The sequence below is a fragment of the Alishewanella jeotgali KCTC 22429 genome (assembly GCF_000245735.1).
GTDB lineage: Bacteria > Pseudomonadota > Gammaproteobacteria > Enterobacterales > Alteromonadaceae > Alishewanella > Alishewanella jeotgali.
The window spans coordinates 67,765-93,355 of record NZ_AHTH01000023.1 but is presented as its reverse complement, the minus strand read 5'-3'; the positions used below and the strand labels follow the sequence as shown (position 1 = coordinate 93,355).

Genomic DNA, 25,591 nt, shown 5'->3' with positions numbered 1-25,591 from the left:
TACTATGCACAACTATGGCCCTTAGCACTGCCGCCACGGCAAAGGCATATTATTAAAAACCAAGACAAATTAGACGATTAAGCGAAAATTTCAGGCTGGCATCAAAGTTGCCTAGTTAAATGCGGCGGAGGTGTTAAGCACCTCCGGACAAAAAACAGTTTCAGGACAAAGGCGTCCCGTGATCAGCTGATAACACAGCATGATCCGGACGCCTTTTTTGTTGTGCAAAAAACAGCAGCTGAATAACTAAACATAACGGAAAAAGGTGAACCCATGGCTTATTTAGTTCCAGCCGAGTTTGTGACCAAAATGGTCGATGCCGGCGAAGCAAAAATTTTTATGTCTACCCGCGATACCCTGATCCGCTCTTATATGGCGGGCGCGATTCTGGCATTGGCGGCGGTATTTGCGATAACTGTTGCCGTGCAAACGGGCTCCTTTTTAGTGGGCTCTATGTTGTTCCCGGTCGGTTTTATTATGTTGTACCTGATGGGCTTTGATTTGCTGACCGGTGTTTTTGTACTGACACCGCTGGCCTTACTGGACCGCCGCCCCGGTGTTACGGTAAAGGGGGTGCTACGCAACTGGGGGCTGGTATTTATCGGTAACTTTGTTGGCGCTTTAACAGTGGCAGCCATGATGGCGTTTGTGCTAACGATGGGCTTTAATACCGAGCCGGGGGCTGTGGCTGACAAACTGGCAGATGTCGGTGAGGCGCGCACCTTAGGTTATGCCGAACATGGCACTGCGGGCTGGCTGACCATTTTTCTGGGTGGCATGTTATGTAACTGGATGGTGTCGATGGGGGTGGTTGGCGCGATGATCTCCACCCATGTCAGCGGCAAAGCCATTGCCATGTGGATGCCAATTATGTTGTTCTTTTTTATGGGTTTTGAGCACTCGGTGGTGAATATGTTTTTATTTCCTTTCGCCATGATGATGGGCGGTGATTTCTCCATTATGGATTATATGATCTGGAACGAAATACCTACGGCGCTTGGCAATCTGGTTGGCGGTTTGGCTTTTACCGGCCTGACGCTGTACAGCACGCACTATAAAACTGCGCCTAAACGTAATCTGGTGACGACCGCAGCAAGCCGCAACACTGCAGATCTGGCCAAAGTCTGACCATGTCATTGCAAGTATCCATCGGCCAGTACAGTAGTGCAGGTTGCAAAACGCTGAACCAGGATTGGTTTGGCGCTTGCCTGCCCACAGAACCACAGCTGAGTAACAAAGGCATAGTGCTGGCGGTGGCCGATGGTATCAGCACCAGTACCGTTAGCCAGATTGCCAGCGAAACCGCAGTGAAAAGCTTTCTCAGCGACTACTACTGTACCAGCGATGCCTGGTCGGTGCCGCATGCCGCCTTGCAGGTGTTAAAGGCCAGCCATAACTGGTTATATGCACAAAACCGCAATGGCCCTTTTGCTGCCGATCCGGATAAAGGTTATGTCTGCACTTTTAGTGCGCTGATCCTAAAGCAACGCCATGCACATTTGCTGCATGTTGGTGACAGCCGGATTTATCTGTGGCGTAACCGGCAACTGGAACAACTGACGCGGGATCACCGGGTATGGCGTGGCAGCAGCAGTTTTTTAAGCCAGGCGCTTGGAGCCGGCGCAGTGCTGGAACCCGATTACCACAGCCTGCCATTGCTGGCAGGGGATGTATTTCTGCTGGCGACAGATGGCTTATTTGAAGTGTTACCACAGCCGCAGCTAATGGCGTTACTTGGACCAGAACAAGCAGATTTATCAACGCTGGCACAGCAACTGGCCGACGCCGCTTTAGCCGCTGGCAGCAAAGATAATATTACGCTGCAACTGGTGCGTATTAACGCCCTGCCGGCAGACAGCAGTTTACCGGCTTGTATCGATCAGCAACTGCCATTGCCACCGCTATTGCAACAAGGCGATACCCTTGACGGCCTGCAGATAATACGGCCACTGCAACAAAGCAGCCGCAGCCATGTGTATCTGGTGCAGGACAGCGAAACAGCAAAACTGCTGGTGCTAAAAGCACCGTCGATTGATTTGGCCGAACAGCCCGATTATCTGGAGCGGCTGTTGCGCGAAGAATGGATAGCAAAACGGGTTAACAGTGCTTATGTATTGCGCCCGGCCAGCATCAACAGACCACGCACAGCGCTGTATACGCTATTTGAATATATTGATGGCCAAACCCTGCGCCAATGGCAACTCGACCACCCCAAAGCCACTCTGGAACAAATACGCACGCTGACAGAACAAATTGGCAAAGGCTTACAGGCTTTGCACCGCAGCGAAATATTGCATCAGGATTTACGACCGGAAAATATCATGGTTACGCCACAGGGCAGCGTTAAAATTATCGACTTTGGTGCAGCACGGCTGGCCGGCTTACAGCCAGATGACGAAGTGGCCGGCGATATTCCCGGCACTGCCTTATATTGCGCACCCGAGTATTTTTTAGGTGCACCAGGCAGTGAGCGCTCAGATCTGTACTCACTGGCTGTATTAACCTATCAGTTGCTGTCGGGGCGCTTTCCTTACGGGCCTGAGGTTGCCCGGCGCAGAAGTTTAAAAGCGCAGAAAAAACTACAGTATCAGTCTGTGTTATCTGCCGATAGCGAGCTACCCGCCTGGCTGGACCGGACACTGGAAAAAGCCTTGCAGCCCGACCCCAGCCTGCGTTATCAGGCCCTGTCTGAGTTTTTATATGATTTACGCCATCCCAATGCGAAGTTTCAGGCACCGCAAAGCCTGATAGAACTTCATCCGCTGTGGTTCTGGCAAAGTTGCTGCCTGCTGCAATGCCTGATTATATTATGGTTGCTGGCAAACTAAGCAACAACCTTAGCCTGCAGCAGGCTTAAATCTACCGCCATCCGCTGGTGTAGCACCTCGCCAATCACAATCAATGTCGGCCCGCATAGCGGATTGGCCGCTAAACGCTGGTCAATATCAGCCAGCGTGCCCTGCAGTTGCTGTTGCTGGGCAGTACTGACCTGATCCAGCAGCGCTATAGCGGTATTGTCCGGCCAGCCAACTGACACTAAACCAGCACACAATTGCTGCAAACGGTTTAAGCCCATATAGACCACCAGCGTCGGGTTAGAGCCATTGGCTCTGTACTGATAACCAGACCAGTCCGGCTGTTTGGCAGGGTCGGCAAACTGCGCGGTTAAAAACTGCACTGACGTGGCACTGCCGCGGGCGGTAAGCGGAATACCACAATAGGCCGAAGCCGCGCAGGCACTGGTCACGCCCGGCACTATGGCAAAGGCAATACCGGCTTGTTGCAACGCTGCAGCTTCTTCTGATACCCGGCCAAAAATCGCCGGGTCGCCACCTTTTAACCGCACCACCAAACCACCTTGCTGGCCATACTTTACCAGCAACTGGTTTATGTCGTGCTGCGACATAGCATGGCGGCCCGCTCTTTTACCAACAAATACTTTTTTGCAACGCCGTGGCGCTATCGCCAACAGCTCAGCCGGAACCAAACTATCAAACAACAGCACATCGGCCTGCTGCAATAAACGCTGCGCTTTAACCGTTAACAGCTCAGGATCACCAGGCCCGGCACCAATTAGTACCACCCGGCCTTTGCCTGCGGGTTTTAACTGGCCGGTGTCAGCGTCACGCCAGTTCCAGCCTGATATAACTGAGCGGCCCAGTGGTGAACGCAGAAAGTAGCTTATAACACTCATCATACTTACCCTTATGTTTAGCCTTGTCCTTTACCTTTTTAACCAGCCCTTGCTGTCTGGTTGTTAATCAGGCAGCTGATGCCTGTTGCTTTTGTTGTTGGGCATGCAGCCATACCCTGCCATGCTGCAGTTTCACCGCATAGACAGGCAGCACCACTTCAGGTTGTTCTAAGCACTGGCCTGTGCTCAGGTTAAAGTGCTGTTTATACAAAGGTGAAGCCACTACTATCTGCTCACCGACAGAGCCAACAATGCCCCGCGACAAAACATTAGCGCCGCCGACAGGATCGTAATTGCCAATAGCATACAGTTCCTGCCTGCCCTGCTGTTGCAGCAAAAACACCGCCACCTGGCAGCCATTGAACAAAGCGCAAATACCGCTGTTTTCAACTAAATCTTCATAAGCACAAATATCAGTCCAGGCCATATTATTTCTCCTCTACTAAAGCTGTGGCAGGCAGCTCTGACGTAGAAAGCTGGGTAACAGGAATTTGTTGCTGCCACCGGCGTTTTTCTTCTGCTGTCGCCGGGCGGATCTGCGCCCGTTCTTCGACAAAAACGATATTGGGATCCGGCTGCGGGCTGTTAACAAACTGGCGGAAACGTTTCAGCGCCTGCGGGTCGTCCAGCGTGGCCTGCCATTCGCAGGCATAGGTATTCACCAGCGCAGCCATCTGGTTTTCCAACTCCTGCGCTATACCCAGTTGATCGTCAATAATCACTTGGCGCAGATACTCCAGCCCGCCGTCCAGCTTTTCCAGCCAGACCGAGGTGCGCTGCAAACGGTCGGCAGTTTTGATGTAAAACATCAGAATGCGGTCTATGTAGCGGATTAAAGTGTCGGTATCGAGGTCGGTGGCAAATAAGTCGGCGTGGCGTGGCCTCATACCGCCGTTACCGCAGACATACAGGTTCCAGCCGTTTTCGGTGGCAATAATGCCAATGTCTTTGCTTTGCGCTTCAGCACATTCGCGGGTACAACCCGACACTGCCATTTTGATTTTGTGGGGTGCCCTTAAACCTTTATAGCGGTTTTCGATAGCTATGGCCTGACCGACACTGTCCTGCACACCATAACGACACCAGGTGCTGCCGACACAAGATTTGACTGTACGCAGCGACTTGCCATAGGCATGGCCGGTCTCAAAACCCGCATCAACCAAACGCTGCCAAATGGCAGGCAACTGCTCTAAACGGGCGCCAAATAAGTCGATACGCTGCCCACCAGTAATTTTGGTATAGAGATTAAAATCCAAAGCGACCTGACCTATCACCAGCAGTTTTTCTGCGGTAATTTCGCCACCGGCAATACGCGGCACCACTGAATAAGAACCGTCTTTTTGCATATTGGCGAGAAAGGTATCGTTGGTGTCCTGCAAACCCACATGAGGTTTTTTCAGCACATAATCATTCCAGCTCGACGCCAGAATAGAGCCCACAGTCGGCTTACAGATATCACAGCCCAAACCCTGACCGTGGCGGCTTAACAGTTCGGCAAAGGTTTTAATACCGCCCACCTGAACTAAATGCAGCAATTCCTGACGGGAATAAGCAAAGTGTTCACAGAGGTGATTTTTCACCTCAACCCCACGGCTTTTTAACTCGTCATCCACTACGGATTTGAGCAAAGCAGTGCAACCACCACAACCTGTACTGGCCTTAGTGCAGCTTTTGATACTGGCTAAATCGCAGCAACCACTGTCCATAGCCGCCACTATGTCGCCTTTAGCCACGTTATGGCAGGAACAAATGGTGGCGCTGTTGGGTAAAGTTAAAGCGGCCACAGCTGCGCCGGACGCTGCAGGTAAAATCAGTTGCTCCGGCTGTTTTGGCAGCAACATATCGTTTAAAGCGTATTGCAGCAGACTGTCGTAGTTGCTGGTATCGCCGACCAGCACAGCACCCAGCAGGCGTTTGCCGTCTTTGCTTACCACCATTTTTTTGTAGACCTGAGCACGCGGATCGGTAAACACATAACTTAACGCGCCAGGCGTTCTGGCATGGGCATCGCCAATAGAACCCACTTCCACACCCAGCAGTTTTAGCTTGGTGCTCATATCAGCGCCGGTAAAACTCAGCCCGCCAGCTGTCAGTTGGCTTACCACCACACGCGCCATCTGATAGCCAGGTGCTACCAGACCAAAAATCTTTTGCTGCCATAAGGCACATTCACCTATGGCATAAATATGTGGGTCAGACGTCTGGCACTGATCGTTAACGACTATTCCGCCCCGATCCCCCACAGCTAAACCACAGCTGCGCGCCAACTGGTCATAAGGCCGGATGCCAGCGGAAAACAGCACTAAATCTGTCTCTAAACTTTCACCATCGGCAAACTGCAACTGATAACGGCACTCTGCGCCAGCAACTATCGCCTGAGTGGCTTTGCCGGTATGTACCTGCACACCCAGCTCGGTAATTTTCTGGCTTAACATCTGGCCGCCAGCCTGATCCAGCTGCACAGCCATTAGCTGTGGTGCAAATTCCACCACATGAGTTTGTAAGCCGAGTTGTTTTAGCGCATTTGCTGCTTCCAGCCCGAGCAAACCACCGCCTATCACCACACCGACTTTACTTTGGGCCGCACTTTGCGCTATCGCATCTAAATCCTGCAGCGTACGGTACACCAGACAATGCGGCTGCTCATTACCGGGAATTGGTGGTACAAAAGCATAGGAACCGGTTGCCAGCACCAGCTTGTCATAGTAAAACTGCCCGCCCTGACGGGTTATGACCAACTGCTGGTCACGGTCGATTTGCTCCACCCAGCAATTTAGGCGGTATTGAATATTGGCCGCCTGATAAGCCTCTTCTGTCGTTAAAGCAAGTTGCTCTGCACTGGTGCCGCTGAAGTAGCCGGATAAATGCACCCGGTCGTAGGCCAGCCGCACCTCACCACACAACACGGTAATGTTTGCCTGTGGGTCTTTGGCGCGCAGTTGCTCAACAAAATGGTGCCCCACCATACCATTGCCAATCACCAGAATGTGTTTTGTCTGCTGCATGTCTAAGTCCTTAAAGCCCTTGTTAGCCGAAGCGAACAACAAATTTTGCCGATAAAAAAAGCCCACGACTAAGCTGCCAGCAGGCAGTTTTGTCGTGGGCCTCGTTGCCCGTGCAAAGCAGAGCTTTACACCTCAATTCAAATTAGGTTCAGCACCAGTCTGCGCTGGTGTTGTTGACAAAATAAAAGCACAAACAATGCCATATTATTATCTGATTGATTTTATTATATAAATATCATACTTCGTACCACAGCCAAGCAAAGCTTTGCTTTAAACCGGTGCAAGCCGGCACCGGATTGAGGCAACCACGTTATTTGTGCTATGTTGGGTAACATAATAAAAAAGCCAGCATTACAGCTGGCTTTTTTATTATTTATCAAATATTACTGTAACAGTGAAATATCCGCCACCTGCAAAAACAACTCCCGCAGTTGCTTTAACAGCGCCTGGCGGTTAGCCCGTACGGCAGCGTCATCGGCGTTTACCATTACCTTGTCAAAGAACTGGTCAATAACCTCACGCATTGAGGCCAAGTGCGCCAGGGCTTCGGCATAGCTATGCTGACCGGCCTGATAAGCCTGCTCAGCCGTTATTGCGCTATGCAGTGCCTGTTCGGCCTCTTCCTGCAGTAAAGCGGTATTTACCGTGGTGGCAATATCACCGTCTACTTTGGCCAGGATATTAGCCACCCGTTTATTGGCAGCCGCTAAGGCTGCTGCTGCATCCAGCTTACGGAACTGTGCTACCGCTTTAACCCGGCGATCAAAGTCTGCCGGATTAGTTGGCCGGCGCGCCAGTACCGCCTGAATCACATCAACGCTATAGCCTTCGTCCTGATACCAAGCACGGAAGCGACCCAGCATAAAGTCCAGGACTTCAGTGGCCACCTGTGGGTTGGTCAGTTTGTTGCCGAAGCTTTGCTGACTCACGGCAATCAGGTCGGTTAAATCCAAGGGTAGCTGTTGTTCTACCATAATACGTAAGGCACCAATGGCGGCGCGACGCAGCGCAAACGGGTCCTTGTCTCCTTTCGGGATCTGGCCAATGCCGAAAATACCGACCAGTGTGTCCAGCTTATCTGCGATAGCTACTGCCGCCCCTTCCAGACGACTGGGTAACTGGTCACCGGCAAAACGCGGCATATATTGCTCGTTCAGCGCCAAGGCTACTGCTTCCGCTTCGCCATCCAGCCGGGCATAGTGCATACCCATAATACCTTGCACTTCCGGGAATTCGCCGACCATATTAGTCATCAAATCGGTTTTCGATAATAAGCCGGCACGGGCAGCGGCGGCCTGATCGGCACCAATTTTTGCGGCAATAAAGCCGGCCACCTGGCTGATTCGTTCCGATTTTTCAAACAACGTGCCCAGCTGCTGCTGAAACAGTACTGTCTTTAAACTGTCTAACCGCTCAGCGAGTTTGACCTTGCGGTCTGTATTAAAGAAGAACTGCGCATCTGATAAGCGCGGCCGTACCACCTTCTCATTACCAGAGATAATTTGCTGTGGATCCTTGCTGCTGATATTGGCCACAAAGATAAACTTGTTCAGTAACTTGCCCTGACTATCCCGCAGCGGGAAGTACTTCTGATTATCCTTCATCGTCGAGATTAGCGGCTCAGCCGGCACCTGCAGGAAGCTTTCTTCAAAGCTACCTACCAGTATTACCGGCCATTCGACCAGCGCCGTGACTTCTTCCAGCAGAGCGTCATCCCATTGCGGCTGTGCTTGTAACTGCTGAGCGGTCGCTTGTACCTGCTCCGCGATATAGGCTTTGCGCTTAGCGAAATCAGCCACTACAAAGGCGTGTTCCAGCGTCGGCAGATAGGCATCGGCATCTTTGATACTGACCAGCGCCGGCGCATGAAAACGATGGCCATAGGTCTGATTACTACTCTGCCGGCCAAGAATAGTAGCAGGCACTACCTGCTCACCATACAGCATAATAATGGTATGTACCGGCCGGATAAATTCGGCATCTGAGCTACCCCAGCGCATCGGCTTGGCAATAGGTAGTTTGGCTAAGGCTGTGCTGACCATCTCCGGCAGCAAGCTGACCGTCGCCTGCCCTTGTTGCTGTTGCCGGCATAATAGCCAGGCGCCTTTGTCGGTTTCTAAACGCTCAGCCTGCGCCACCGTAATGCCACAACCCGCGGCCCAACCTTCAGCGGCCTTAGTCGGATTACCATTGGCATCAAAGGCCGCACTCAGCGCTGGCCCGCGCTTTTCTACCACTTTATCGGCCTGGGCTGCGGCTAACTGATTAATCCGCACTGCTAAGCGGCGTGGAGCCGCATACCAGCTAATTTCAGCATGGCTAAGCTCAAGTTTAGCTAATTCGGCTTGCAGATTATCGGCAAAGGCTTGTGCCAAAGTGGTAAGCGATTTTGGTGGTAATTCTTCGGTACCAATTTCAACCAGAAAATCTTGTGAACGCATTAGTTCGCCTCCGACTGCTTGGCGCTCTGATTCTTGCAAAGCGGGAAACCCAGTTTTTCGCGGGCATCATAGTAAGCCTGCGCACAGGCCTTGGCCAGGGTGCGAACCCGCAGAATATAGCGCTGACGCTCAGTTACCGAGATGGCATGACGAGCATCCAGCAAGTTAAAAGCATGTGAGGCTTTCATCACTTTTTCATAGGCTGGCAACGCCAGGCCTTGTTCAATCAGATACTGGCTTTCCTTTTCACACTGGTCGAAGTAGGCAAACAAGGCGGCTACATCGGCATGCTCAAAATTGTAGGTCGATTGCTCGACCTCATTCTGATGGAACACATCGCCATAGGTTACCCGCCCCAAGGGGCCGTCGGTCCATACCAGATCATAGATCGAATCCACACCTTGGATATACATCGCCAGGCGCTCTAAGCCATAGGTAATTTCGCCGGTTACCGGACGGCACTCCAGGCCACCCACTTGCTGGAAGTAGGTAAACTGCGTTACTTCCATGCCATTTAACCACACTTCCCAACCCAGGCCCCAAGCACCCAGTGTCGGTGATTCCCAGTTATCTTCCACAAAGCGGATATCGTGTACCAGGGTATCGATCCCCAGTTCGCGCAGCGAGCCCAGATACAGCTCCTGAATATTGTCTGGTGACGGCTTTAAGATCACCTGAAACTGGTAGTAATGCTGCAGCCGGTTGGGATTTTCGCCATAACGGCCATCAGTTGGCCGGCGACATGGCTGCACGTAAGCGACGTTAGTCGGCTCTGGCCCCAGAGAACGTAAAAAGGTCATCGGATGGAAAGTACCGGCGCCAACTTCTAAATCCAGCGGCTGCACGATAACGCAGCCCTGGCGTGCCCAGTAATCCTGCAGGGCTAAAATTAGCCCCTGAAAGGTTTTAATATCGTACTTATGCATGGCGCAACAGACTCACTTTAAATGACTAAGGGGGCAAAGCTGCCCCCGTTAAATTTTTATCAGACGTCGAGGTTAGCGACGTACAGCGCATTCTCTTCGATAAAGGCGCGCCTTGGTTCAACATGATCCCCCATCAGGGTGGCAAACAATTGATCGGCGCCAATGGCATCTTCAATGGTTACCTGCAACATGCGGCGGTTTTGCGGATCCATGGTGGTTTCCCACAGTTGTTCCGGGTTCATTTCACCCAGCCCTTTATAGCGTTGAATGTAGAGACCACGCTTGGACTCGGTCATTAACCAATCCAGGGCGTCTTTAAAGGTTTCTACCGGCTTCACCTTTTCACCACGGCGGATATAGCCACCCTCTTCAATCAGGTCACGAATTTCATCACCCAGTGCAACTAGACTCAGGTAATCCCGAGAGCTAATAAAGTCGTGATGCAGCAGATATTCATTATCGATACCATGCTGACGGATAATCACCTTCGGCTGGAATAGGTGGCGCTCACGGTCTTCAATCACAGCGTACTTGTAGATTGAACCGTCACCTTCTTTATCATCCAGACGCTTGGCCAGAGTTTTTACCCAGGCTTCAACAGCGGTTTGGTCTTTCATCAGTTCGGCAGTTAAACCGGTAACGTAGATCAGCTCGGTTAACAGGTTAACCGGGATCTTGCGGCTTAAGCGATCGATGACCGCCATCACCTTATGATACTGCTGCACCAGTTTTTCCAGCGCTTCACCACTGATCCCCGGCGCATTCTCGTTCACATGTAATGAGGCTTCATCCAGTGCCAGCGCGGTCAGATACTGCACCAGCGCCGGTTCGTCTTTGATATATTGCTCTTGCTTGCCTTTTTTAACTTTATACAGTGGTGGCTGCGCAATATAGATATAGCCACGCTCAATCAGTTCGGGCATTTGGCGATAGAAGAAGGTCAGTAACAAGGTACGGATGTGTGAACCGTCGACGTCGGCGTCGGTCATCAGTACGATACTGTGATAACGGGTTTTATCCGGGTTATATTCTTCGCGGCCGATGCCACAGCCTAAGGCTGTAATCAAGGTGCCGACTTCCTGCGACGATAGCATCTTATCGAAGCGCGCCTTTTCCACGTTCAGGATCTTACCTTTCAGTGGCAGGATGGCTTGGTTTTTCCGGTTGCGGCCCTGCTTGGCAGAACCACCCGCAGAGTCACCCTCGACGATATAGAGTTCAGATAAGGCAGGGTCTTTTTCCTGACAGTCCGCCAATTTGCCGGGTAAGCCAGCAATATCCAGCGCGCCTTTACGACGCGTCATTTCGCGGGCCTTACGGGCCGCTTCACGGGCACGGGCGGCATCCACTATTTTACCCACGATAATCTTGGCATCACCCGGGTTTTCCAGTAGATATTCGTTCAGCTTTTCCGCCATAACGCTTTCTACTGCCGAGCGTACTTCGCTGGAAACCAGTTTATCTTTAGTTTGTGAGCTGAATTTTGGATCCGGTACCTTAACGCTAATCACTGCGGTTAAGCCTTCACGGGCATCGTCGCCCGAGGCTTGTACCTTCATTTTCTTGGCGTAGCCTTCCTGATCGATATAGGTATTCAGTACCCGCGTCAAAGCACCGCGGAAACCGGCTAAGTGAGTACCACCGTCACGCTGTGGAATATTGTTAGTAAAACAGAATACATTTTCCTGATAGCTATCGTTCCACTGCATTGCCACTTCAACCGCAATGCCGTCTTCGCGCTGATCAGTAAAATAGAACGCCTTAGGGTGAATACTGGTCTTACTGCGGTTTAAGTACTGCACAAAGGCTTCAATACCGCCATCGTACTTAAAGTGGTCTGTCTTATCCGTGCGCTCGTCGGTCAGAATAATGCTGACGCCGGAATTCAGGAATGACAGCTCCCGTAACCGCTTCGCCAGAATGTCATAGTGGAAATTGATATCAGAAAAGATGGTCGGGCTTGGCCAGAAGCGAATTGCCGTGCCACTGCCCTCCGTTTCGCCAATTACGGCTAATGGTGCTTGCGGTACACCCAGATGATAGATCTGGCTGTGTACCTGCCCTTTACGACGGATAGTCAGTTCCAACACATCCGATAGGGCGTTAACCACTGAAACACCGACACCGTGTAAGCCGCCAGACACTTTATAGGAGTTGTCATCAAACTTACCGCCAGCATGCAGTACCGTCATAATAACTTCGGCCGCAGACACGCCTTCTTCGTGCATATCAGTAGGAATGCCACGGCCGTTATCACGTACCGAGACCGAGTTATCACTGTGGATGGTAACCCAGATATCGGTGCAGTAGCCAGCCAGGGCTTCGTCGATAGAGTTATCCACTACCTCGAACACCATATGGTGTAAACCGGTACCATCGTCGGTGTCACCGATGTACATCCCTGGTCTTTTCCGGACGGCGTCCAGACCTTTTAATACTTTAATACTGGAGGAATCGTAGTTATGCTCTTCGGCCATCGTTATCTGTCCGTGCTGGTTATCTGACCATGTTCCACGTGAAACACTTGCCGGCAATCGGCAGCAATAAAGGGTGTCACCTGGTCAGCATTAATTGCAGTTATAAAAACCTGTGAATTAATATTAGTTAAAAAATCAAAAATCTTTTTTGTTGAACCGGGGTCGAGTTCCGACGCCAGATCATCAATCAATAGTATCGGCTGCTTTAGCCCACTCCCTGCGATCAGGTTATTTTGGGCAACTTTAAGCGCAAATAATAACACTTTTAGCTGGCCGCGGGATAATACTTCTTCAACTGAGTGGCCGGCGCTACGCAGTCGCAGATCGGCTTTCTGCGGCCCATACTGGGTAAAACCCAACCGCAAATCTTGCTGAAAACTTTGGCTTAACAACTCCTGCAACTCAGCACTAGTCTTCAGCTTCTCCGGCCAGCCGGCGTAAAGCTGTAAACTTACTGTCGACAGCAAGCTATCCTGATCGGTTAATGCCGCAAAAGCATTTTGCAACAAGCTAATATAATGTTGCCGCAGCGCCTGCAGTTGCCAGGCCAGTTGCACAAACTGCGCATCCCAGTATTCAAATTGCTGGTTATACTGCCGACTTTGCTTTAGCAGCGCGTTACGTTGTTTAAGTACCCGACTAAACTGCAGCCAGACGGCAAAAAAATGTTGTTCCACGTGGAACACACCCATATCAAAAAACTGCCGCCGCTCCTTGGGTCCGCCAAAAAACAACTTAAAACTGTCCGGCGTTAATAACTGCACCGGCAACAACTCAGCAATATCCGCCAGACGACACTGGGCAGAGCCATTTAAGCGCAGCTGTAAATCAGCAGTCCGCTCTCGTTGAATACCGATACTATGTACTTGCTCCGCACTGCTGACTTTGGCATGCAACACAAAGGCCGGCTCATCATGCTGAATTAAGCGCTGATGCCGGCTGGTGCGAAAAGAGCGGCCATGTGCCAGATAATAAATCGCTTCCAGCAAGCTGGTTTTACCGCTGCCGTTTTCACCAACCAACAGGTTAAATTGTGGATGTGGCTGCAAACTGAGTTCCGCAAAATTGCGAAATTGTTGCGCCTGCAGCAATAGCAGCGACATAACGGAGTAAAAATCAGAGACGCATCGGCATCACAACATAGGCCGCGCCATTGTTGCCGACCCCTTCAATCAGAGCACTGGAATTAGAATCGTTCAGATGCAAGATCACCAAATCGGTCGCCAGAGTATTTAATACATCCAGCAAATAGCCGACGTTAAAGCCAATCTCGAGAGTGTCGCCCTGATACTCGACTTCGATTACTTCTTCCGCTTGCTCATGTTCAGGGTTATTGGCAACGATCTGGACTTCGTGATTACTGAGCGTAAAACGCACACCACGGTACTTTTCATTCGATAAAATGGACGCCCGGATACAGGCATCTTTTAACACCGCGCGATGTGCTGTCACCAGCTTAGTGCTGTTACGTGGCAAGACGCGGCGGTAGTCCGGGAAGCGGCCATCGATCAGCTTACTGCTAAAACTAAAGCTGCTGTCGGTTAAACGGATATGATTCTGCCCTAAACTGAGGCTGACTTGCTGCTCGTCATTGGCCAGCAAGCGCATAATCTCCAACACACCTTTGCGTGGGATAATAATTTGCTTCTGTTGCCCGCTAACAGCAGGTAACGCCAGCGTGCTCATCGCCAGCCGGTGACCATCGGTTGCCACTGCGGTCAGGGTGCCGTTGTCGACTTCAAACAACAAGCCATTTAAATAGTAGCGTACGTCCTGATTCGCCATCGAGAACGCGGTGTCTTCTAATAACTTGCGCAATTGCTGCCGGCCGAGGTTAATCTCAACCTCACCTTGCCAGCTCTCTAAATTCGGGTATTCGGCAGCACTAAGGGTCGACAGGGTAAACTTACTTTTACCGCTGGTCAGTACGCAATTCTCGCCTTGTACCGCGACCTGAATATCACTTTGCTCCGGTAAGCTGCGACAAATATCCAGCAGCTTTTTTGCCGGCACGGTAATCCGGCCCGGACTTTGGATCTGCAGCTGCTCGGTGCTGGCCACCAGCTCGACTTCCAGATCGGTTCCGGTCAGCGACAAAGTATCAGCCGTAACGTCCAGCAGCACATTGGATAAGATCGGCAGGTTATGCCGCCGCTCAATGGCACCAGAGACCATTTGTAATGGTTTAAGTAAAGCGTCACGGTTGATCAGAAATTGCATAACAACACCCTGTTAAGAGGACAAAGTACGAATTAAATTTTGGAAATCTTCTTTAATTTCATGAGTTTCTTCTTTCAAAGACTCAATCTTGCGGCAAGCATGTAATACCGTAGTATGGTCACGGCCACCAAAGGCATCGCCAATTTCCGGTAAGCTGTGGTTAGTCAGCTCTTTCGCCAACGCCATCGCCATTTGCCGCGGCCGGGCAACCGAGCGGGAACGGCGCTTGGATAATAGATCCGCCACCCGGATTTTATAATACTCGGCTACCGTTTTCTGAATATTTTCAATGGTGACCAGCTTGTCCTGTAACGCCAGTAAATCACGCAGCGCTTCGCGCACAAAATCGATGGTAATGGGCCGGCCGGTAAAGTTGGCATTGGCTATCACCCGGTTTAAGGCGCCTTCCAATTCCCTAACATTGGAACGAAGCCGTTTCGCGACAAAGAACGCCACTTCTTCCGGCAAGCGGATCTGGTTTTCCTGCGCTTTTCGCATCAGGATCGCGACCCGGGTTTCCAGCTCTGGCGGCTCGATCGCAATCGTCAAACCCCAGCCAAAACGGGATTTCAGCCGATCTTCCACCCCGTCGATCTCTTTTGGATAACGATCGCTGGTCAGAATGATCTGCTGATTACCTTCTAGCAGGGCATTAAAGGTATGGAAGAATTCTTCCTGCGAGCGCTCTTTATTGGCAAAAAACTGGATATCGTCAATCAGTAAGGCATCAACCGAGCGATAGTAACGCTTAAATTCTTCGATAGCGTTATTCTGCAGCGCTTTCACCATATCCTGCACAAAGCGCTCAGAATGCATATAGATCACCTTGGCATCAGGCTTTTTCGCCAGAATACCGTTACCTACCGCATGTAATAAGTGGGTCTTACCCAAACCAGTACCGCCATAAATAAACAGCGGGTTATAGGCTGTACCGGGATTATCTGCCACCTGCGACGCAGCGGCCCGGGCCAGCTGGTTCGACTTACCTTCAACGAAGTTGGCAAAAGTATAGTTAGTGCGCACATTAGAGCGCACTATGCTTTTCGGGGCGGGTTCAGGCACCTCTGGCTCAGCAACCGGCGTTTCGGCTACTACTTTCTGTAGAGCCGGGCCAGGCGCGGTGACTTTATGCTGTTGATTGCTGCTGCCAACATCGAAGCGTAGCCGCGGTGCATTATCACCGCAATAATCGCGGATCAGCTCCAGGATCCGGTTCAGGTACTTTTCCCGAACCCAATCCAGCACAAAACGGTTGGGTGCGTAAAGGGTCAGCGCATCAGCTGAACTGTCGGCCTGTAGTGGGCGGATCCACATACTAAAGTGCTGCGCGGGTAGCTCTGCCTGCAATGCCTGCAAACAATTTTGCCAAACGGACTGGTACACCGTCTCTCCTGAAGCCTGAATTATGATTAATGATATAGGCTGGTGTAAAACGCCAAAACCGCATTATCGTACTATCTTATCCACAACTGCAATATTGACTTTTTAAAAAAAGCCGCGAGAAAAAGAAAACAAACCTAAGCAACTGTATTTTATAAATTTATTAGCCTTATTCTATTTCAGAATAGATCGCATAGACAGCTGTGATTTCTGGTTAAAAACAAAAGTAACTCACAATTTGTTCTATTTAACGACAGCAGCCTGTGGAAAACTTTGGATCGCCAAGGATCTATCAGCCGAAGATCGGATATTTAACTGAGGATCGCATTGACTTTCACCACCGAACTACTTAAAATTCGCGCTCATTTTTGTCAGCTGCGTTTTGGTGTATTTGCTAAAACACAGGTAACCTTAGTAAATATTTCGACCGGACGGATGAAATTATGAGTAAAAGAACGTTTCAACCAAGCGTGTTAAAACGCAAGCGCAACCACGGTTTCCGTGCCCGTATGGCCACTAAAAATGGTCGTCAGGTATTAGCACGTCGTCGTGCTAAAGGCCGCAAACGTTTAACTGCCTAAGCTGGCGGTTAAACGCTGCGTGGTCAGCTACAAATTCGGCCGGGAGTTAAGACTGTTAACTCCCAGTCAGTTTGATAATGTCTTCCAGAACCCATTTCGGGTTGCTTCTCCCCTGTTTACCATCCTTGCTAAGCCAAATCAGTTAACGCAGCCGCGAATTGGCCTTACTATCGCTAAAAAACGTGTTAAATTAGCCGTACAGCGCAACCGTATCAAACGTTGTGTGCGGAATAGCTTTCGTTTGCATCAGCACCAGCTTCCTGCTGTTGATCTGGTACTCATGGTAAAGGGGGATATCAGTAACACCCCGAATGATGAATTACTAAAACAACTGGAACGGCTATGGCAGAAGATCGCTCGCCAATACACCGCTTTGTCATCTGGTTAATGCTGGGTTTAGTGCGTGGCTATCAGTTAGTGATCAGCCCGTTACTGGGGCCACGCTGTCGTTTTCACCCCACCTGTTCGCACTATGCGATCGAGGCGATTCAACGCTTTGGTGCCGTGAAAGGGGCTTGGTTAGCCGGTAAACGCATATTAAAATGCCATCCGCTTCACCCGGGCGGTGAAGATCCCGTTCCTGATAAGCATAATGAGAAAAGCTAACACATGGATTCACAACGCAGTTTTCTAATAATTGCCCTGGCAATCGTCAGTTTTTTCCTCTGGCAGGAATGGCAAAAAGATTATGGCCCTAAACCGGCTGTCCCGCAGGTACAACAGCAGCAACAAGCCGCCGCTGACAGCAGTTCTGCGTCGTTATTTGTTGATAGCAACGAAGGACCACGCCAGACCGTGCAACCGGAAGCCACTGCCCGTCGGGTGAAAGTGCGTACCGACGTGCTGGAGCTGGAAATCGACACCCGTGGCGGCGATATTGTTGGCCTGACTTTACCACAATATGCCCTGACTAAAGGCAGCGCAGAACCTTACGTGTTGATGCGCCAGCTGGGTGGCTTTGAATATGTGGCCCAATCTGGTTTAACCGCCCGTGATGGTCCGGATCGTAGCGGTAGCCGCGCCCTGTACCGTACTGATGCCACTGAGTTTACCTTAAGCGGTGATACCCTGGTGGTGCCTTTATATCTGGACCACAATGGCCTGCAAATTGAAAAACGCTTTATTTTTACCGCTGGCCGTTATGATGTCCGGGTAGAATATTTGCTGGTGAACAACAGCAATGAAGTGAAAACGGTACAACCTTACCAACACCTGCTGCAAAACATCGATAACGGTGAAAGCAGCAGCATGTTTATGCCGATATACCGCGGCGCCGCCTATGGCAGCAGCAGCGAGCGCTACAAAAAGTATGATTTCAGCGATATGCAAAAGACCAACCTGGCAATTAGCACCCAGGGTGGTTGGGTTGCCATGCTGGAACACTATTTCGTTTCTGCCTGGATCCCCGATGCCAATAGCAATAACCAGCTATACAGCCTGGTGCATGGTGGCAACAAGGGCGTGATTGGTGCCCGCGGTGAAGCCGTGGATATCGATCCGGGTCAAACGCTGACCCTTAGCGCCGTGTTCTATGCCGGCCCGAAAGATCAGGATAATCTGGCACAGCTGGCGAATGGTCTGGATCTGACTGTCGACTACGGTTTCCTGTGGTTTATTTCACAACCACTGTTCTGGTTACTGACCTTTATCCAGGGCTTTGTTGGCAACTGGGGTGTCGCCATTATCATCATCACCCTGATTGTGAAGGGCCTGATGTATCCGCTGACCAAGATCCAATACGAGTCCATGGCCAAGATGCGCAACCTGAAGCCGAAGATTGAAGAGCTGCAGGCGCGCTACAAAGATGATCGCCAGAAGATGGGCCCGGCGATGATGGAACTGTATCGCAAAGAAAAAGTAAATCCGATGGGCGGTTGCTTACCGATGCTGATCCAGATGCCAATTTTCCTGGCGTTATACTGGGTATTTGTCGAGAGTGTCGAGTTACGTCACGCCCCCTTTATGCTGTGGATCACTGACCTGTCGGCAAAAGACCCACTGTATGTGTTGCCGGTACTCTTTGGTATCAGTATGTTCCTGATGCAAAAGCTGACGCCGATGCAGGTAACAGATCCGCTGCAACAGAAGCTGATGATGTGGATGCCGGTAGCGTTCTCAATCTTCTTCTTCTGGTTCCCAAGTGGTCTGGTACTGTACTGGTTAGTCAGTAACCTGATTTCGCTGGCTCAGATGCTGTATATCTATAAAGGTATGGAAAAGAAAGGCATACATACCCGTAAAGCCTAATCTGCTCCCACAGCAAACGTAACTCCAGAGCCTTTTAGGGCGTGTTGACGTTTGCTGCTGTTTTTGCAGCTGTTTGGCTGGNGTTTATACAAGGCAGAGCTTGTGATGTGTAGTTATTCTACATGAACAAGCGATAACGCAGTAAAAACGCCAGCCAAACGCTGCCCGAAGGGTTCGCGCTGGCGACACTTTGCTCTTTGGCACTCGTCACTTATTTAGAATGACTAAACTGCGCTCCTCGTTTCGCGATCAAAGCGCCGCCAGTGCGAACAAAATCTAAGCAGAAAACGTCAACACGCCCTGCTATATCTGACAGGCTTTTTTGTTTAACCGAGGTCAAGATGTTTAGTACCGATACCATTGCCGCAGTCGCCACCGCCCCCGGACGGGCCGGCGTTGGCATTATCCGGATCTCCGGCCCGGACTGTAAAACCGTGGCCGCTGCTATCCTAAAACGCCTGCCTAAACCACGCTATGCGGAATACTTGCCGTTTTTCGCAACAGACCAGGTACTGGACCAGGGCATCGCCCTGTACTTCCCCGGCCCAAATTCCTTTACCGGTGAAGATGTGCTGGAGCTGCAGGGCCATGGTGGTCCGGTACTGCTGGATATGTTACTGCGCCAGGTCTTGCAGACGCCAAATGTGCGGATCGCCCGCCCCGGTGAATTTTCTGAGCGCGCCTTTTTAAATGACAAGCTGGATTTGGCACAAGCCGAAGCCATCGCCGATCTGATTGACGCCAGCAGCGAGCAAGCCGCACGCAGCGCCATGCAATCGTTACAGGGTGAGTTTTCCAAGCGCATTCATCAGCTGGTCGAGAAAGTGATTCACCTGCGGATGTATGTCGAAGCCGCCATTGACTTCCCGGATGAAGAAATCGATTTCTTGTCTGACGGCAAGGTTGCCGCCGATCTGGCCGAGATTATCGACGATTTGGCACAGGTCAGAAAACAAGCCACCCAGGGCAGTATTCTGCGCGAAGGCATGAAAGTGGTCATCGCCGGGCGACCCAATGCCGGTAAGTCCAGCTTACTGAATGCCCTCGCCGGCCGCGAAGCGGCTATAGTGACCGAGATTGCCGGCACCACCCGCGATGTACTGCGCGAACATATTCATATCGACGGTATGCCGCTGCATATTATCGATACCGCCGGCTTACGTGATACCGAGGATCAGGTAGAGCAAATCGGCATTGCCCGTGCCTGGCAGGAAATTGCCAAGGCGGATCGGGTGCTGTTTATGGTCGACAGCACCACCACTGCTGATACCGATCCTCATGTTATCTGGCCGGAGTTTATCGATCGCCTGCCGCCAGGTTTAGGCATTACCGTGATCCGCAACAAGGCCGATCTGACCGGCGAAAGTCTGCAACCGGACGAACAGGCCGCCGTGCCTGTCTATCCGCTATCCGCGAAAACCGGTGCCGGTATCGATGCGCTGCGTGAACATCTGAAACGTTGTATTGGCTTTGATGCCAGTACCGAAGGCAGCTTTCTGGCCCGCCGTCGCCATTTAGATGCGCTGAACCGCGCCGCTGAGCATCTGGCAATAGGCCAGGAGCAACTGCATAGCTTTATCGCCGGCGAAATTCTGGCCGAAGAGCTGCGGCTAAGCCAACAGCACCTGAATGAAATTACCGGCGAATTTAGCTCGGATGATTTACTGGGGCGGATATTTTCCAGTTTTTGTATCGGAAAATAGTACGGTAAATAGCATTAAGCCACTACTGCAGCTGCGCTAAGGTCTGGTCAGTGCGTTTTAACCAATACAGCAAGAGTGCAGACAGCGCAACAAAACCAGCCGCCAGCAGCAAACCGGGTTGATAGGAACCAGTGGCTTTGGCCAGAACGCCGGTAATGGCCGGTGCAATAACCTGGGCTAAGCCATAGGCCAGCGTTAATTTTCCCATTAACCGCGCTGGCTTGGTCGGGTATAAACGCCCGGCCATGGTCAGTACTAAGCTGACGACCCCGATAAAGGTCGCGCCAAACAGCGCAGCACTAAATAGTACGGGCCAAAGTCCGGGCACAGTCAGCGGCAAAACGATAGCAAGGGTTTGTAATAGCAGCGCCAGAATAATTGCATTCAGAAAACCGAGACCTCTGGCCAGTAAATCCCACACTAATACCGCTGGCGCCGCCGCCAAGCCCAACAGCACAAAAGCCAGATTGCCGCTGCCTGTGAGTCCCGGCAGTCGTTCAACGATAGTAACAATAAAGGTTGCAGTGACAACATAGCCATAGCCGGCACCAAAATAACTGAATAACATCAGACGGATAAAACGACTGCCCGGCTCAGGCTGCATAGCAGTCTGTTGCTGACTGGTATCGGTCAAAACCGGCGGCGGTAACCAGCGCCAGGCCGGTACCGCCAGCGCTACGCCGAGTAAGGCTAATAAATACCACTGCTGCCGCCAGTCAAAATCCAGCCAGAGCATCAGCTCAACCGCCAGTGCAGCAAGAGCAATCCCCAGCCCCAACCCGGCAAAATGAACCCCAAGCTCGGCTCTTAGCTTATGCTGCAATAACCAGTGCAGGATCAAGCCGGAGGCAATCAGCATCGAACCGGCACTGCTAAGCCCGGCCAGATAGCGCCAGAATGCCCAGAGCCAGATATTTTCCGTTAGTGCCATACCCAAGGTGCTGATAATCGCTAACAGCAAACCAAAGCGATACAGGCGGTCTTTTAGTGCCAGTGAGTTCAGGCTGGCCGCCAATAAGGCACCGCTCATATAACCAAGGTAATTTACCGCGGCCAGATAACCGCCACTGGCGTCATCCAGCATACTTTGTTGCTGCATCAGTGGCAGTAAGGGGGTATAGGCGAAACGTGCCACTCCGAGACAGAGTAACTGACTGAAAAAGCCGGCCAGCAGAACTTTCAGGCGTAATGGCAGCAAAAGGAAGTCGCTAAGATCCTGGTAAACAGGATCTTAGCTTAGGCGATCCAAGATCCGCTGGCTATGCGCCGATAGTCTTAGTGCGGTATCGAATTAACGCGCATAGGTCGCGGTAAGGGTCGCTTTAGCCAATGCCATCGCATTTAGCATAAAGCCGACAACCGCCGCACTGGCGCCATCCGGGGCGGGTAAGGTTTCTTCCGGTAAGGCCCAGACCGTAAACTGATAGCGGTGCATACCATGACCTTCCGGTGGGCAGGCGCCACCAAAGTCTTTACTACCATAATCGTTGGTAAAACTGCGGCTACCCGGCGGTAAGCTGCCTTTACCGGCACCACGCGGCAAACCGGTAGCGGCCGCCGGAATATCGCTAACCAGCCAATGCCAAAAACCCGAACAGGTCGGCGCATCCGGATCAAACACCGTTACCGCAAAACTCTTGGTACCTTCAGGTGCATTCTGCCAGTTCAATGCCGGCGAAATATTGGCGCCGCTACAACCAAAACCATCAAATTCCTGATCTTTTGCCATAAAATGGCCTTCTTGCAGATCCGGACTACTCAGACTAAAACGGATGTTACTCATCATTCTCTCCCAGGTTTAGAGGCTGGCCTTACCTTACGCCGCGACAAGACGCAGATCAAGAGATCCGGCCAACGCCGGTAGTAAGTGGCCACTTACTTTCAACTGTAACGCTGTAGCCATTGATAGAATTGCGCCTTAGGTAAAGCACCAGCTTGCTGTGCCAGCACCTTCCCCTGGTGGATCAGCATAATGGTCGGGATCGAACGAATGGCAAAGCGCGCTGCCAGACTTTGCTGTTGTTCGGTATCGACCTTGCCGAAACGAAAGCGCGGCTCCAACTCTGCAGCGGCAGAAGCAAATACCGGTGCAAAACTGCGGCACGGACCACACCAGCTGGCCCAGAAATCCAGCACCAACGGCAGCTCAGACTTTTCAGCATGGGCGGCAAAATTCGCTGCCGTCAGTTCCAGCGGCTGGCCGCTGAACAAGGCATGTTTACATTTACCACAACGGCCGTCCTGCAGCGGGCGATCGGCAGGTAAGCGGTTGAGCGCATGGCAATGGGGGCAGGCAATAATCATCGGCAGTCTCCGCAACAGGTGATAGTGCAGATATAAGGTGATCGGACACAAATTTAAAGACGCGATAACCTACAACAGGCAGAAAAAAGCCCCGGCAGGCGGGGCTTGAACAGTTAAGTTATCGCAAAGGGATTATTCACGCGGTTTGCGTGGAGCCCGTGGCGCGGCACCCGGACGCGGGCCAGGGCCGGAACGGCGTTCACCAGCCGGTGCAGCACCGGTATCGACGGTAATATTCAGTTTTTGCTTACGCACATACACCTTTTTCAGATGCTGGAAAATCTCATTCGGGATATTCGCCGGCAGCTCAACAGTACTGAAATGGTCAAACAATTTGATATTACCGATAAACTGGCTATCAATATTGGCTTCGTTGGCGATAGCACCCACGATATCACCGGCGCGCACACCGTGCTCTTTACCTACTTCAATGCGGTAAGTGTTGTAATCACCCTGCAGCTCTCGACGCTGACGCGGACCGCGCTCTGGCCGATCACCGGCCGGACGGTCGCCAAAGCTACGCTCCGGACGATCACGGCGCTCACCACCACGATCATTGCGTTCAGCGCGGGCATGCGGCTGACGTAATTCCGGGAACTGTTTAGCCACATTTAACGGCTGATCTTTCTGTGCCAGATATAACAGTGCGGCCGCCATATCAGCATCAGTGGTTTCCAGCTTGTCACGCCAGTCGTTAATTAAATCAACAAAGAAACTCAGATTCTGGGTTTCAATGGTTTGCGCCAGTTGGGCACGGAAGCTTTCAATCCGTTTTTGCTCAATCACCTGACCAGTTGGCAGGTTCATTTGCTCGATCGGCTGCTTGGTCGCATATTCAATAGTGCGCAGTAAACGACGCTCGCGTGGCGACACAAACAAAATCGCCTTACCTTCACGGCCGGCACGACCGGTACGGCCGATACGGTGTACATAGGCTTCGCTGTCATAAGGAATATCGTAGTTCACTACCAGGCTGATACGCTCTACATCTAAACCACGGGCGGCAACGTCAGTGGCGACGATAATATCCAGCTGACCGGCTTTCATGCGGCGGATGGTTTGCTCACGGTGTGCCTGATTCATATCACCATTTAAACAGGCTACCGCATAACCGCGGGCACCCAGTTTTTCAGCAATTTCTTCGGTAGCACTTTTGGTACGCACAAAGACAATACTGGCATCATACTCTTCACCTTCCAGCAGCCGGGTTAACGCATCCAGCTTCTGGTTGGCATCCAGCATCACAAAGCGTTGTTCAATCCGCTCCACTGTGCTGGTTTTCGAGGCGATCTTAATTTCTTCGGCATTGGTTAGATGCTTCTGGGCAATAGCGCGGATCGGGGCTGGCATTGTCGCAGAGAACATCGCCACCTGACGACCGGCAGGCGTCGCATCCATAATGGTTTGCACATCATCGATAAAGCCCATCCGCAACATCTCATCGGCTTCATCCAGCACGATGGCACGTAGCTTATCCAGCTTAAGGGTGCCGCGATCCAGGTGATCCAGGATCCGGCCCGGTGTACCGACAATAACTTGTGAACCGCGTTTCAGCGATTTCAACTGATTGGTATAGCTCTGGCCACCGTATAACGGCAACACATGAAAGGCTGGCATATAGCGGGCATAAGCCTGAAAGGCTTCGGCGACCTGGATCGCCAGCTCGCGGGTTGGCGCCAGTACCAGAATTTGTGGATCATTCTGCGCCGGATCTAACCGGGCTAATAATGGCAGGGCAAAGGCGGCGGTTTTACCGGTACCGGTTTGCGCCTGGCCAAGGACATCCTCGCCAGCTAATAATTTGGGGATGGCAGCCGCCTGAATTGGCGATGCGGTTTCATATCCAAGTTCGGTGACAGCACGTACCAGGGGCTCCGGCAGCATTAGCTGGGAAAATGACATAGAGTCAGACATACTTTGTTTTAACCTCAATAACACGCAGGCTCAGTGGTCGTGCAATTGTCGTTTCTACTATGCCTGCAATGCAGTAAAAACGCGAAATCGAATAAACAGCGCTAGCGTTATTCAATTTTATTCCAGTAGTATAGCCAATCATTTCACTGGCAAGAGGCACAAATGATCGAAATCCTCGTCGGCAGCCAAATGGGCGCAGCGGAATATGTGGCAGAACAAGTTGCTGAAACACTGGTACAAGCGGGCTATGACGTTACAACGCATCTGAAACCCGAACTCAATCAGCTAAACCAGCATGCTATCTGGTTAGTGATTACATCCACCTATGGCGCAGGAGATCTGCCTGATAATATTCAACCCTTTGCGGATCAATTAGCACAAGATCAGGGCGATCTTACCACACTTTCTTATGCTGTGATCACTTTAGGTGATTCCAGTTACGATACTTTTTGTCTGGCAGGGGCGAAAATCGCCGCGCTACTGCAACTAAAGGGCGCACGTTGTCTGTTACCTGGGCTGGATATTGATGCTCAGGATCCAGAGCTACCAGAAGATCAAGCCTTGGTCTGGCTTCCACAATTTATCAACAGCTTATCCGGATCCACAGGCGCAGAAAACGCCTGACGATCCCAACTTAGGATCCGGCAAAACCCTATCAGCCCTGGCTTTGCCGATCTTATGATCCTGTTATCCTCAAAT

Annotated in this window: 21 protein-coding genes; 8 read left to right on the top strand and 13 right to left on the bottom strand. The window is 51.4% G+C overall.

Annotation, left to right across the window (positions count from 1 at the left end; genetic code table 11):
- The first annotated feature begins 273 nt into the window (after positions 1-273).
- Complete coding sequence (locus tag AJE_RS09145; protein ID WP_008950615.1) at positions 274-1,128, top strand: formate/nitrite transporter family protein; 855 nt, start codon at positions 274-276, stop codon at positions 1,126-1,128.
- Positions 1,129-1,130: 2 nt separating this feature from the next.
- Positions 1,131-2,828 carry a bifunctional protein-serine/threonine kinase/phosphatase gene (locus tag AJE_RS09140; RefSeq protein WP_008950614.1) on the top strand — a complete coding sequence of 566 codons (1,698 nt, stop codon included), beginning with the start codon at positions 1,131-1,133 and terminating at the stop codon, positions 2,826-2,828.
- Here the strand turns inward: AJE_RS09140 and cobA are convergent.
- From cobA to dnaA, 9 genes are all read right to left on the bottom strand, one after another.
- Complete coding sequence (gene cobA, locus AJE_RS09135; RefSeq protein WP_008950613.1) at positions 2,825-3,694, bottom strand: uroporphyrinogen-III C-methyltransferase; 870 nt, start codon at positions 3,692-3,694, stop codon at positions 2,825-2,827. The genes AJE_RS09140 and cobA overlap by 4 nt on opposite strands.
- A 67-nt stretch (positions 3,695-3,761) precedes the next feature.
- Positions 3,762-4,121 (bottom strand): nitrite reductase small subunit NirD, encoded by a 360-nt coding sequence (nirD, locus tag AJE_RS09130; protein ID WP_008606173.1) that lies wholly within the window; start codon positions 4,119-4,121, stop codon positions 3,762-3,764.
- Between the two features lies 1 nt (position 4,122).
- Complete coding sequence (gene nirB / locus AJE_RS09125; protein ID WP_008950612.1) at positions 4,123-6,699, bottom strand: nitrite reductase large subunit NirB; 2,577 nt, start codon at positions 6,697-6,699, stop codon at positions 4,123-4,125.
- Between the two features lie 383 nt (positions 6,700-7,082).
- Entirely contained in the window at positions 7,083-9,140 is a 2,058-nt protein-coding gene (glyS, locus tag AJE_RS09120) for a glycine--tRNA ligase subunit beta (RefSeq protein ID WP_008950611.1), read from the bottom strand.
- Positions 9,140-10,066, bottom strand: a complete 927-nt coding sequence (gene glyQ, locus AJE_RS09115) for a glycine--tRNA ligase subunit alpha (protein WP_008606182.1) — start codon at positions 10,064-10,066, stop codon at positions 9,140-9,142. Before glyQ ends, glyS begins: the two co-directional genes overlap by 1 nt.
- A gap of 59 nt (positions 10,067-10,125) precedes the next feature.
- Positions 10,126-12,543, bottom strand: a complete 2,418-nt coding sequence (gene gyrB, locus AJE_RS09110) for a DNA topoisomerase (ATP-hydrolyzing) subunit B (protein WP_008606183.1) — start codon at positions 12,541-12,543, stop codon at positions 10,126-10,128.
- A gap of 2 nt (positions 12,544-12,545) precedes the next feature.
- The gene (recF, locus tag AJE_RS09105; RefSeq protein ID WP_008950610.1) at positions 12,546-13,646 is read right to left on the bottom strand and encodes a DNA replication/repair protein RecF; all 1,101 of its coding nucleotides are present in this window, start codon (positions 13,644-13,646) and stop codon (positions 12,546-12,548) included.
- A gap of 13 nt (positions 13,647-13,659) precedes the next feature.
- Positions 13,660-14,763, bottom strand: coding sequence for a DNA polymerase III subunit beta (dnaN, locus tag AJE_RS09100; protein WP_008950609.1), 1,104 nt, complete (start codon positions 14,761-14,763; stop codon positions 13,660-13,662).
- 12 nt (positions 14,764-14,775) lie between these two features.
- Entirely contained in the window at positions 14,776-16,146 is a 1,371-nt protein-coding gene (gene dnaA / locus AJE_RS09095; protein WP_008606186.1) for a chromosomal replication initiator protein DnaA, read from the bottom strand.
- A 440-nt stretch (positions 16,147-16,586) separates the two neighbouring features.
- Between dnaA and rpmH the strand changes: the two genes are divergently transcribed.
- The 5 genes from rpmH (at position 16,587) to mnmE (ending at position 20,674) form a co-directional block, all read left to right on the top strand.
- The gene (gene rpmH, locus AJE_RS09090; RefSeq protein ID WP_008222343.1) at positions 16,587-16,724 is read left to right on the top strand and encodes a 50S ribosomal protein L34; all 138 of its coding nucleotides are present in this window, start codon (positions 16,587-16,589) and stop codon (positions 16,722-16,724) included.
- A gap of 19 nt (positions 16,725-16,743) precedes the next feature.
- The gene (rnpA, locus tag AJE_RS09085) at positions 16,744-17,112 is read left to right on the top strand and encodes a ribonuclease P protein component (RefSeq protein WP_008606188.1); all 369 of its coding nucleotides are present in this window, start codon (positions 16,744-16,746) and stop codon (positions 17,110-17,112) included.
- Positions 17,067-17,330, top strand: a complete 264-nt coding sequence (gene yidD, locus AJE_RS09080; RefSeq protein ID WP_008606189.1) for a membrane protein insertion efficiency factor YidD — start codon at positions 17,067-17,069, stop codon at positions 17,328-17,330. The genes rnpA and yidD overlap by 46 nt, the downstream gene beginning before the upstream one ends.
- 3 nt (positions 17,331-17,333) lie before the next feature.
- Positions 17,334-18,971, top strand: a complete 1,638-nt coding sequence (gene yidC, locus AJE_RS09075) for a membrane protein insertase YidC (protein ID WP_008606190.1) — start codon at positions 17,334-17,336, stop codon at positions 18,969-18,971.
- 341 nt (positions 18,972-19,312) lie between these two features.
- A complete protein-coding gene (mnmE, locus tag AJE_RS09070) occupies positions 19,313-20,674 on the top strand; it encodes a tRNA uridine-5-carboxymethylaminomethyl(34) synthesis GTPase MnmE (RefSeq protein WP_008950607.1) in 1,362 nt (453 codons plus the stop codon).
- Positions 20,675-20,696: 22 nt separating this feature from the next.
- Here the strand turns inward: mnmE and AJE_RS09065 are convergent, their stop codons facing one another.
- The 4 genes from AJE_RS09065 to AJE_RS09050 form a co-directional block, all read right to left on the bottom strand.
- Entirely contained in the window at positions 20,697-21,872 is a 1,176-nt protein-coding gene (locus AJE_RS09065; protein ID WP_008950606.1) for a YbfB/YjiJ family MFS transporter, read from the bottom strand.
- Between the two features lie 93 nt (positions 21,873-21,965).
- A complete protein-coding gene (locus AJE_RS09060) occupies positions 21,966-22,457 on the bottom strand; it encodes a YbhB/YbcL family Raf kinase inhibitor-like protein (RefSeq protein WP_008950605.1) in 492 nt (163 codons plus the stop codon).
- 98 nt (positions 22,458-22,555) lie between these two features.
- Positions 22,556-22,978: a thioredoxin TrxC gene (gene trxC, locus AJE_RS09055; RefSeq protein WP_008950604.1), complete on the bottom strand. Its 423-nt coding sequence runs from the start codon at positions 22,976-22,978 to the stop codon at positions 22,556-22,558.
- Positions 22,979-23,110: 132 nt separating this feature from the next.
- Positions 23,111-24,892 carry a DEAD/DEAH box helicase gene (locus AJE_RS09050; RefSeq protein WP_176714605.1) on the bottom strand — a complete coding sequence of 594 codons (1,782 nt, stop codon included), beginning with the start codon at positions 24,890-24,892 and terminating at the stop codon, positions 23,111-23,113.
- 162 nt (positions 24,893-25,054) lie between these two features.
- On the opposite strand from AJE_RS09050, the gene mioC reads away from it, so the two are divergent.
- Complete coding sequence (gene mioC / locus AJE_RS09045; RefSeq protein ID WP_008950602.1) at positions 25,055-25,516, top strand: FMN-binding protein MioC; 462 nt, start codon at positions 25,055-25,057, stop codon at positions 25,514-25,516.
- Positions 25,517-25,591: the final 75 nt, after the last annotated feature.

Excerpts from the sequence above, each read along its gene's own strand:
- AJE_RS09145 (WP_008950615.1), top strand. The coding sequence starts at position 274 with ATGGCTTATTTAGTTCCAGCCGAGTTTGTGACCAAAATGGTCGATGCC.
- AJE_RS09140 (WP_008950614.1), top strand. The coding sequence starts at position 1,131 with ATGTCATTGCAAGTATCCATCGGCCAGTACAGTAGTGCAGGTTGCAAA.
- cobA (WP_008950613.1), bottom strand. The coding sequence starts at position 3,694 with ATGAGTGTTATAAGCTACTTTCTGCGTTCACCACTGGGCCGCTCAGTT.
- nirD (WP_008606173.1), bottom strand. The coding sequence starts at position 4,121 with ATGGCCTGGACTGATATTTGTGCTTATGAAGATTTAGTTGAAAACAGC.
- nirB (WP_008950612.1), bottom strand. The coding sequence starts at position 6,699 with ATGCAGCAGACAAAACACATTCTGGTGATTGGCAATGGTATGGTGGGG.
- glyS (WP_008950611.1), bottom strand. The coding sequence starts at position 9,140 with ATGCGTTCACAAGATTTTCTGGTTGAAATTGGTACCGAAGAATTACCA.
- glyQ (WP_008606182.1), bottom strand. The coding sequence starts at position 10,066 with ATGCATAAGTACGATATTAAAACCTTTCAGGGGCTAATTTTAGCCCTG.
- gyrB (WP_008606183.1), bottom strand. The coding sequence starts at position 12,543 with ATGGCCGAAGAGCATAACTACGATTCCTCCAGTATTAAAGTATTAAAA.
- recF (WP_008950610.1), bottom strand. The coding sequence starts at position 13,646 with ATGTCGCTGCTATTGCTGCAGGCGCAACAATTTCGCAATTTTGCGGAA.
- dnaN (WP_008950609.1), bottom strand. The coding sequence starts at position 14,763 with ATGCAATTTCTGATCAACCGTGACGCTTTACTTAAACCATTACAAATG.
- rpmH (WP_008222343.1), top strand. The coding sequence starts at position 16,587 with ATGAGTAAAAGAACGTTTCAACCAAGCGTGTTAAAACGCAAGCGCAAC.
- yidD (WP_008606189.1), top strand. The coding sequence starts at position 17,067 with ATGGCAGAAGATCGCTCGCCAATACACCGCTTTGTCATCTGGTTAATG.
- yidC (WP_008606190.1), top strand. The coding sequence starts at position 17,334 with ATGGATTCACAACGCAGTTTTCTAATAATTGCCCTGGCAATCGTCAGT.
- mnmE (WP_008950607.1), top strand. The coding sequence starts at position 19,313 with ATGTTTAGTACCGATACCATTGCCGCAGTCGCCACCGCCCCCGGACGG.
- AJE_RS09060 (WP_008950605.1), bottom strand. The coding sequence starts at position 22,457 with ATGAGTAACATCCGTTTTAGTCTGAGTAGTCCGGATCTGCAAGAAGGC.
- trxC (WP_008950604.1), bottom strand. The coding sequence starts at position 22,978 with ATGATTATTGCCTGCCCCCATTGCCATGCGCTCAACCGCTTACCTGCC.
- AJE_RS09050 (WP_176714605.1), bottom strand. The coding sequence starts at position 24,892 with ATGTCTGACTCTATGTCATTTTCCCAGCTAATGCTGCCGGAGCCCCTG.
- mioC (WP_008950602.1), top strand. The coding sequence starts at position 25,055 with ATGATCGAAATCCTCGTCGGCAGCCAAATGGGCGCAGCGGAATATGTG.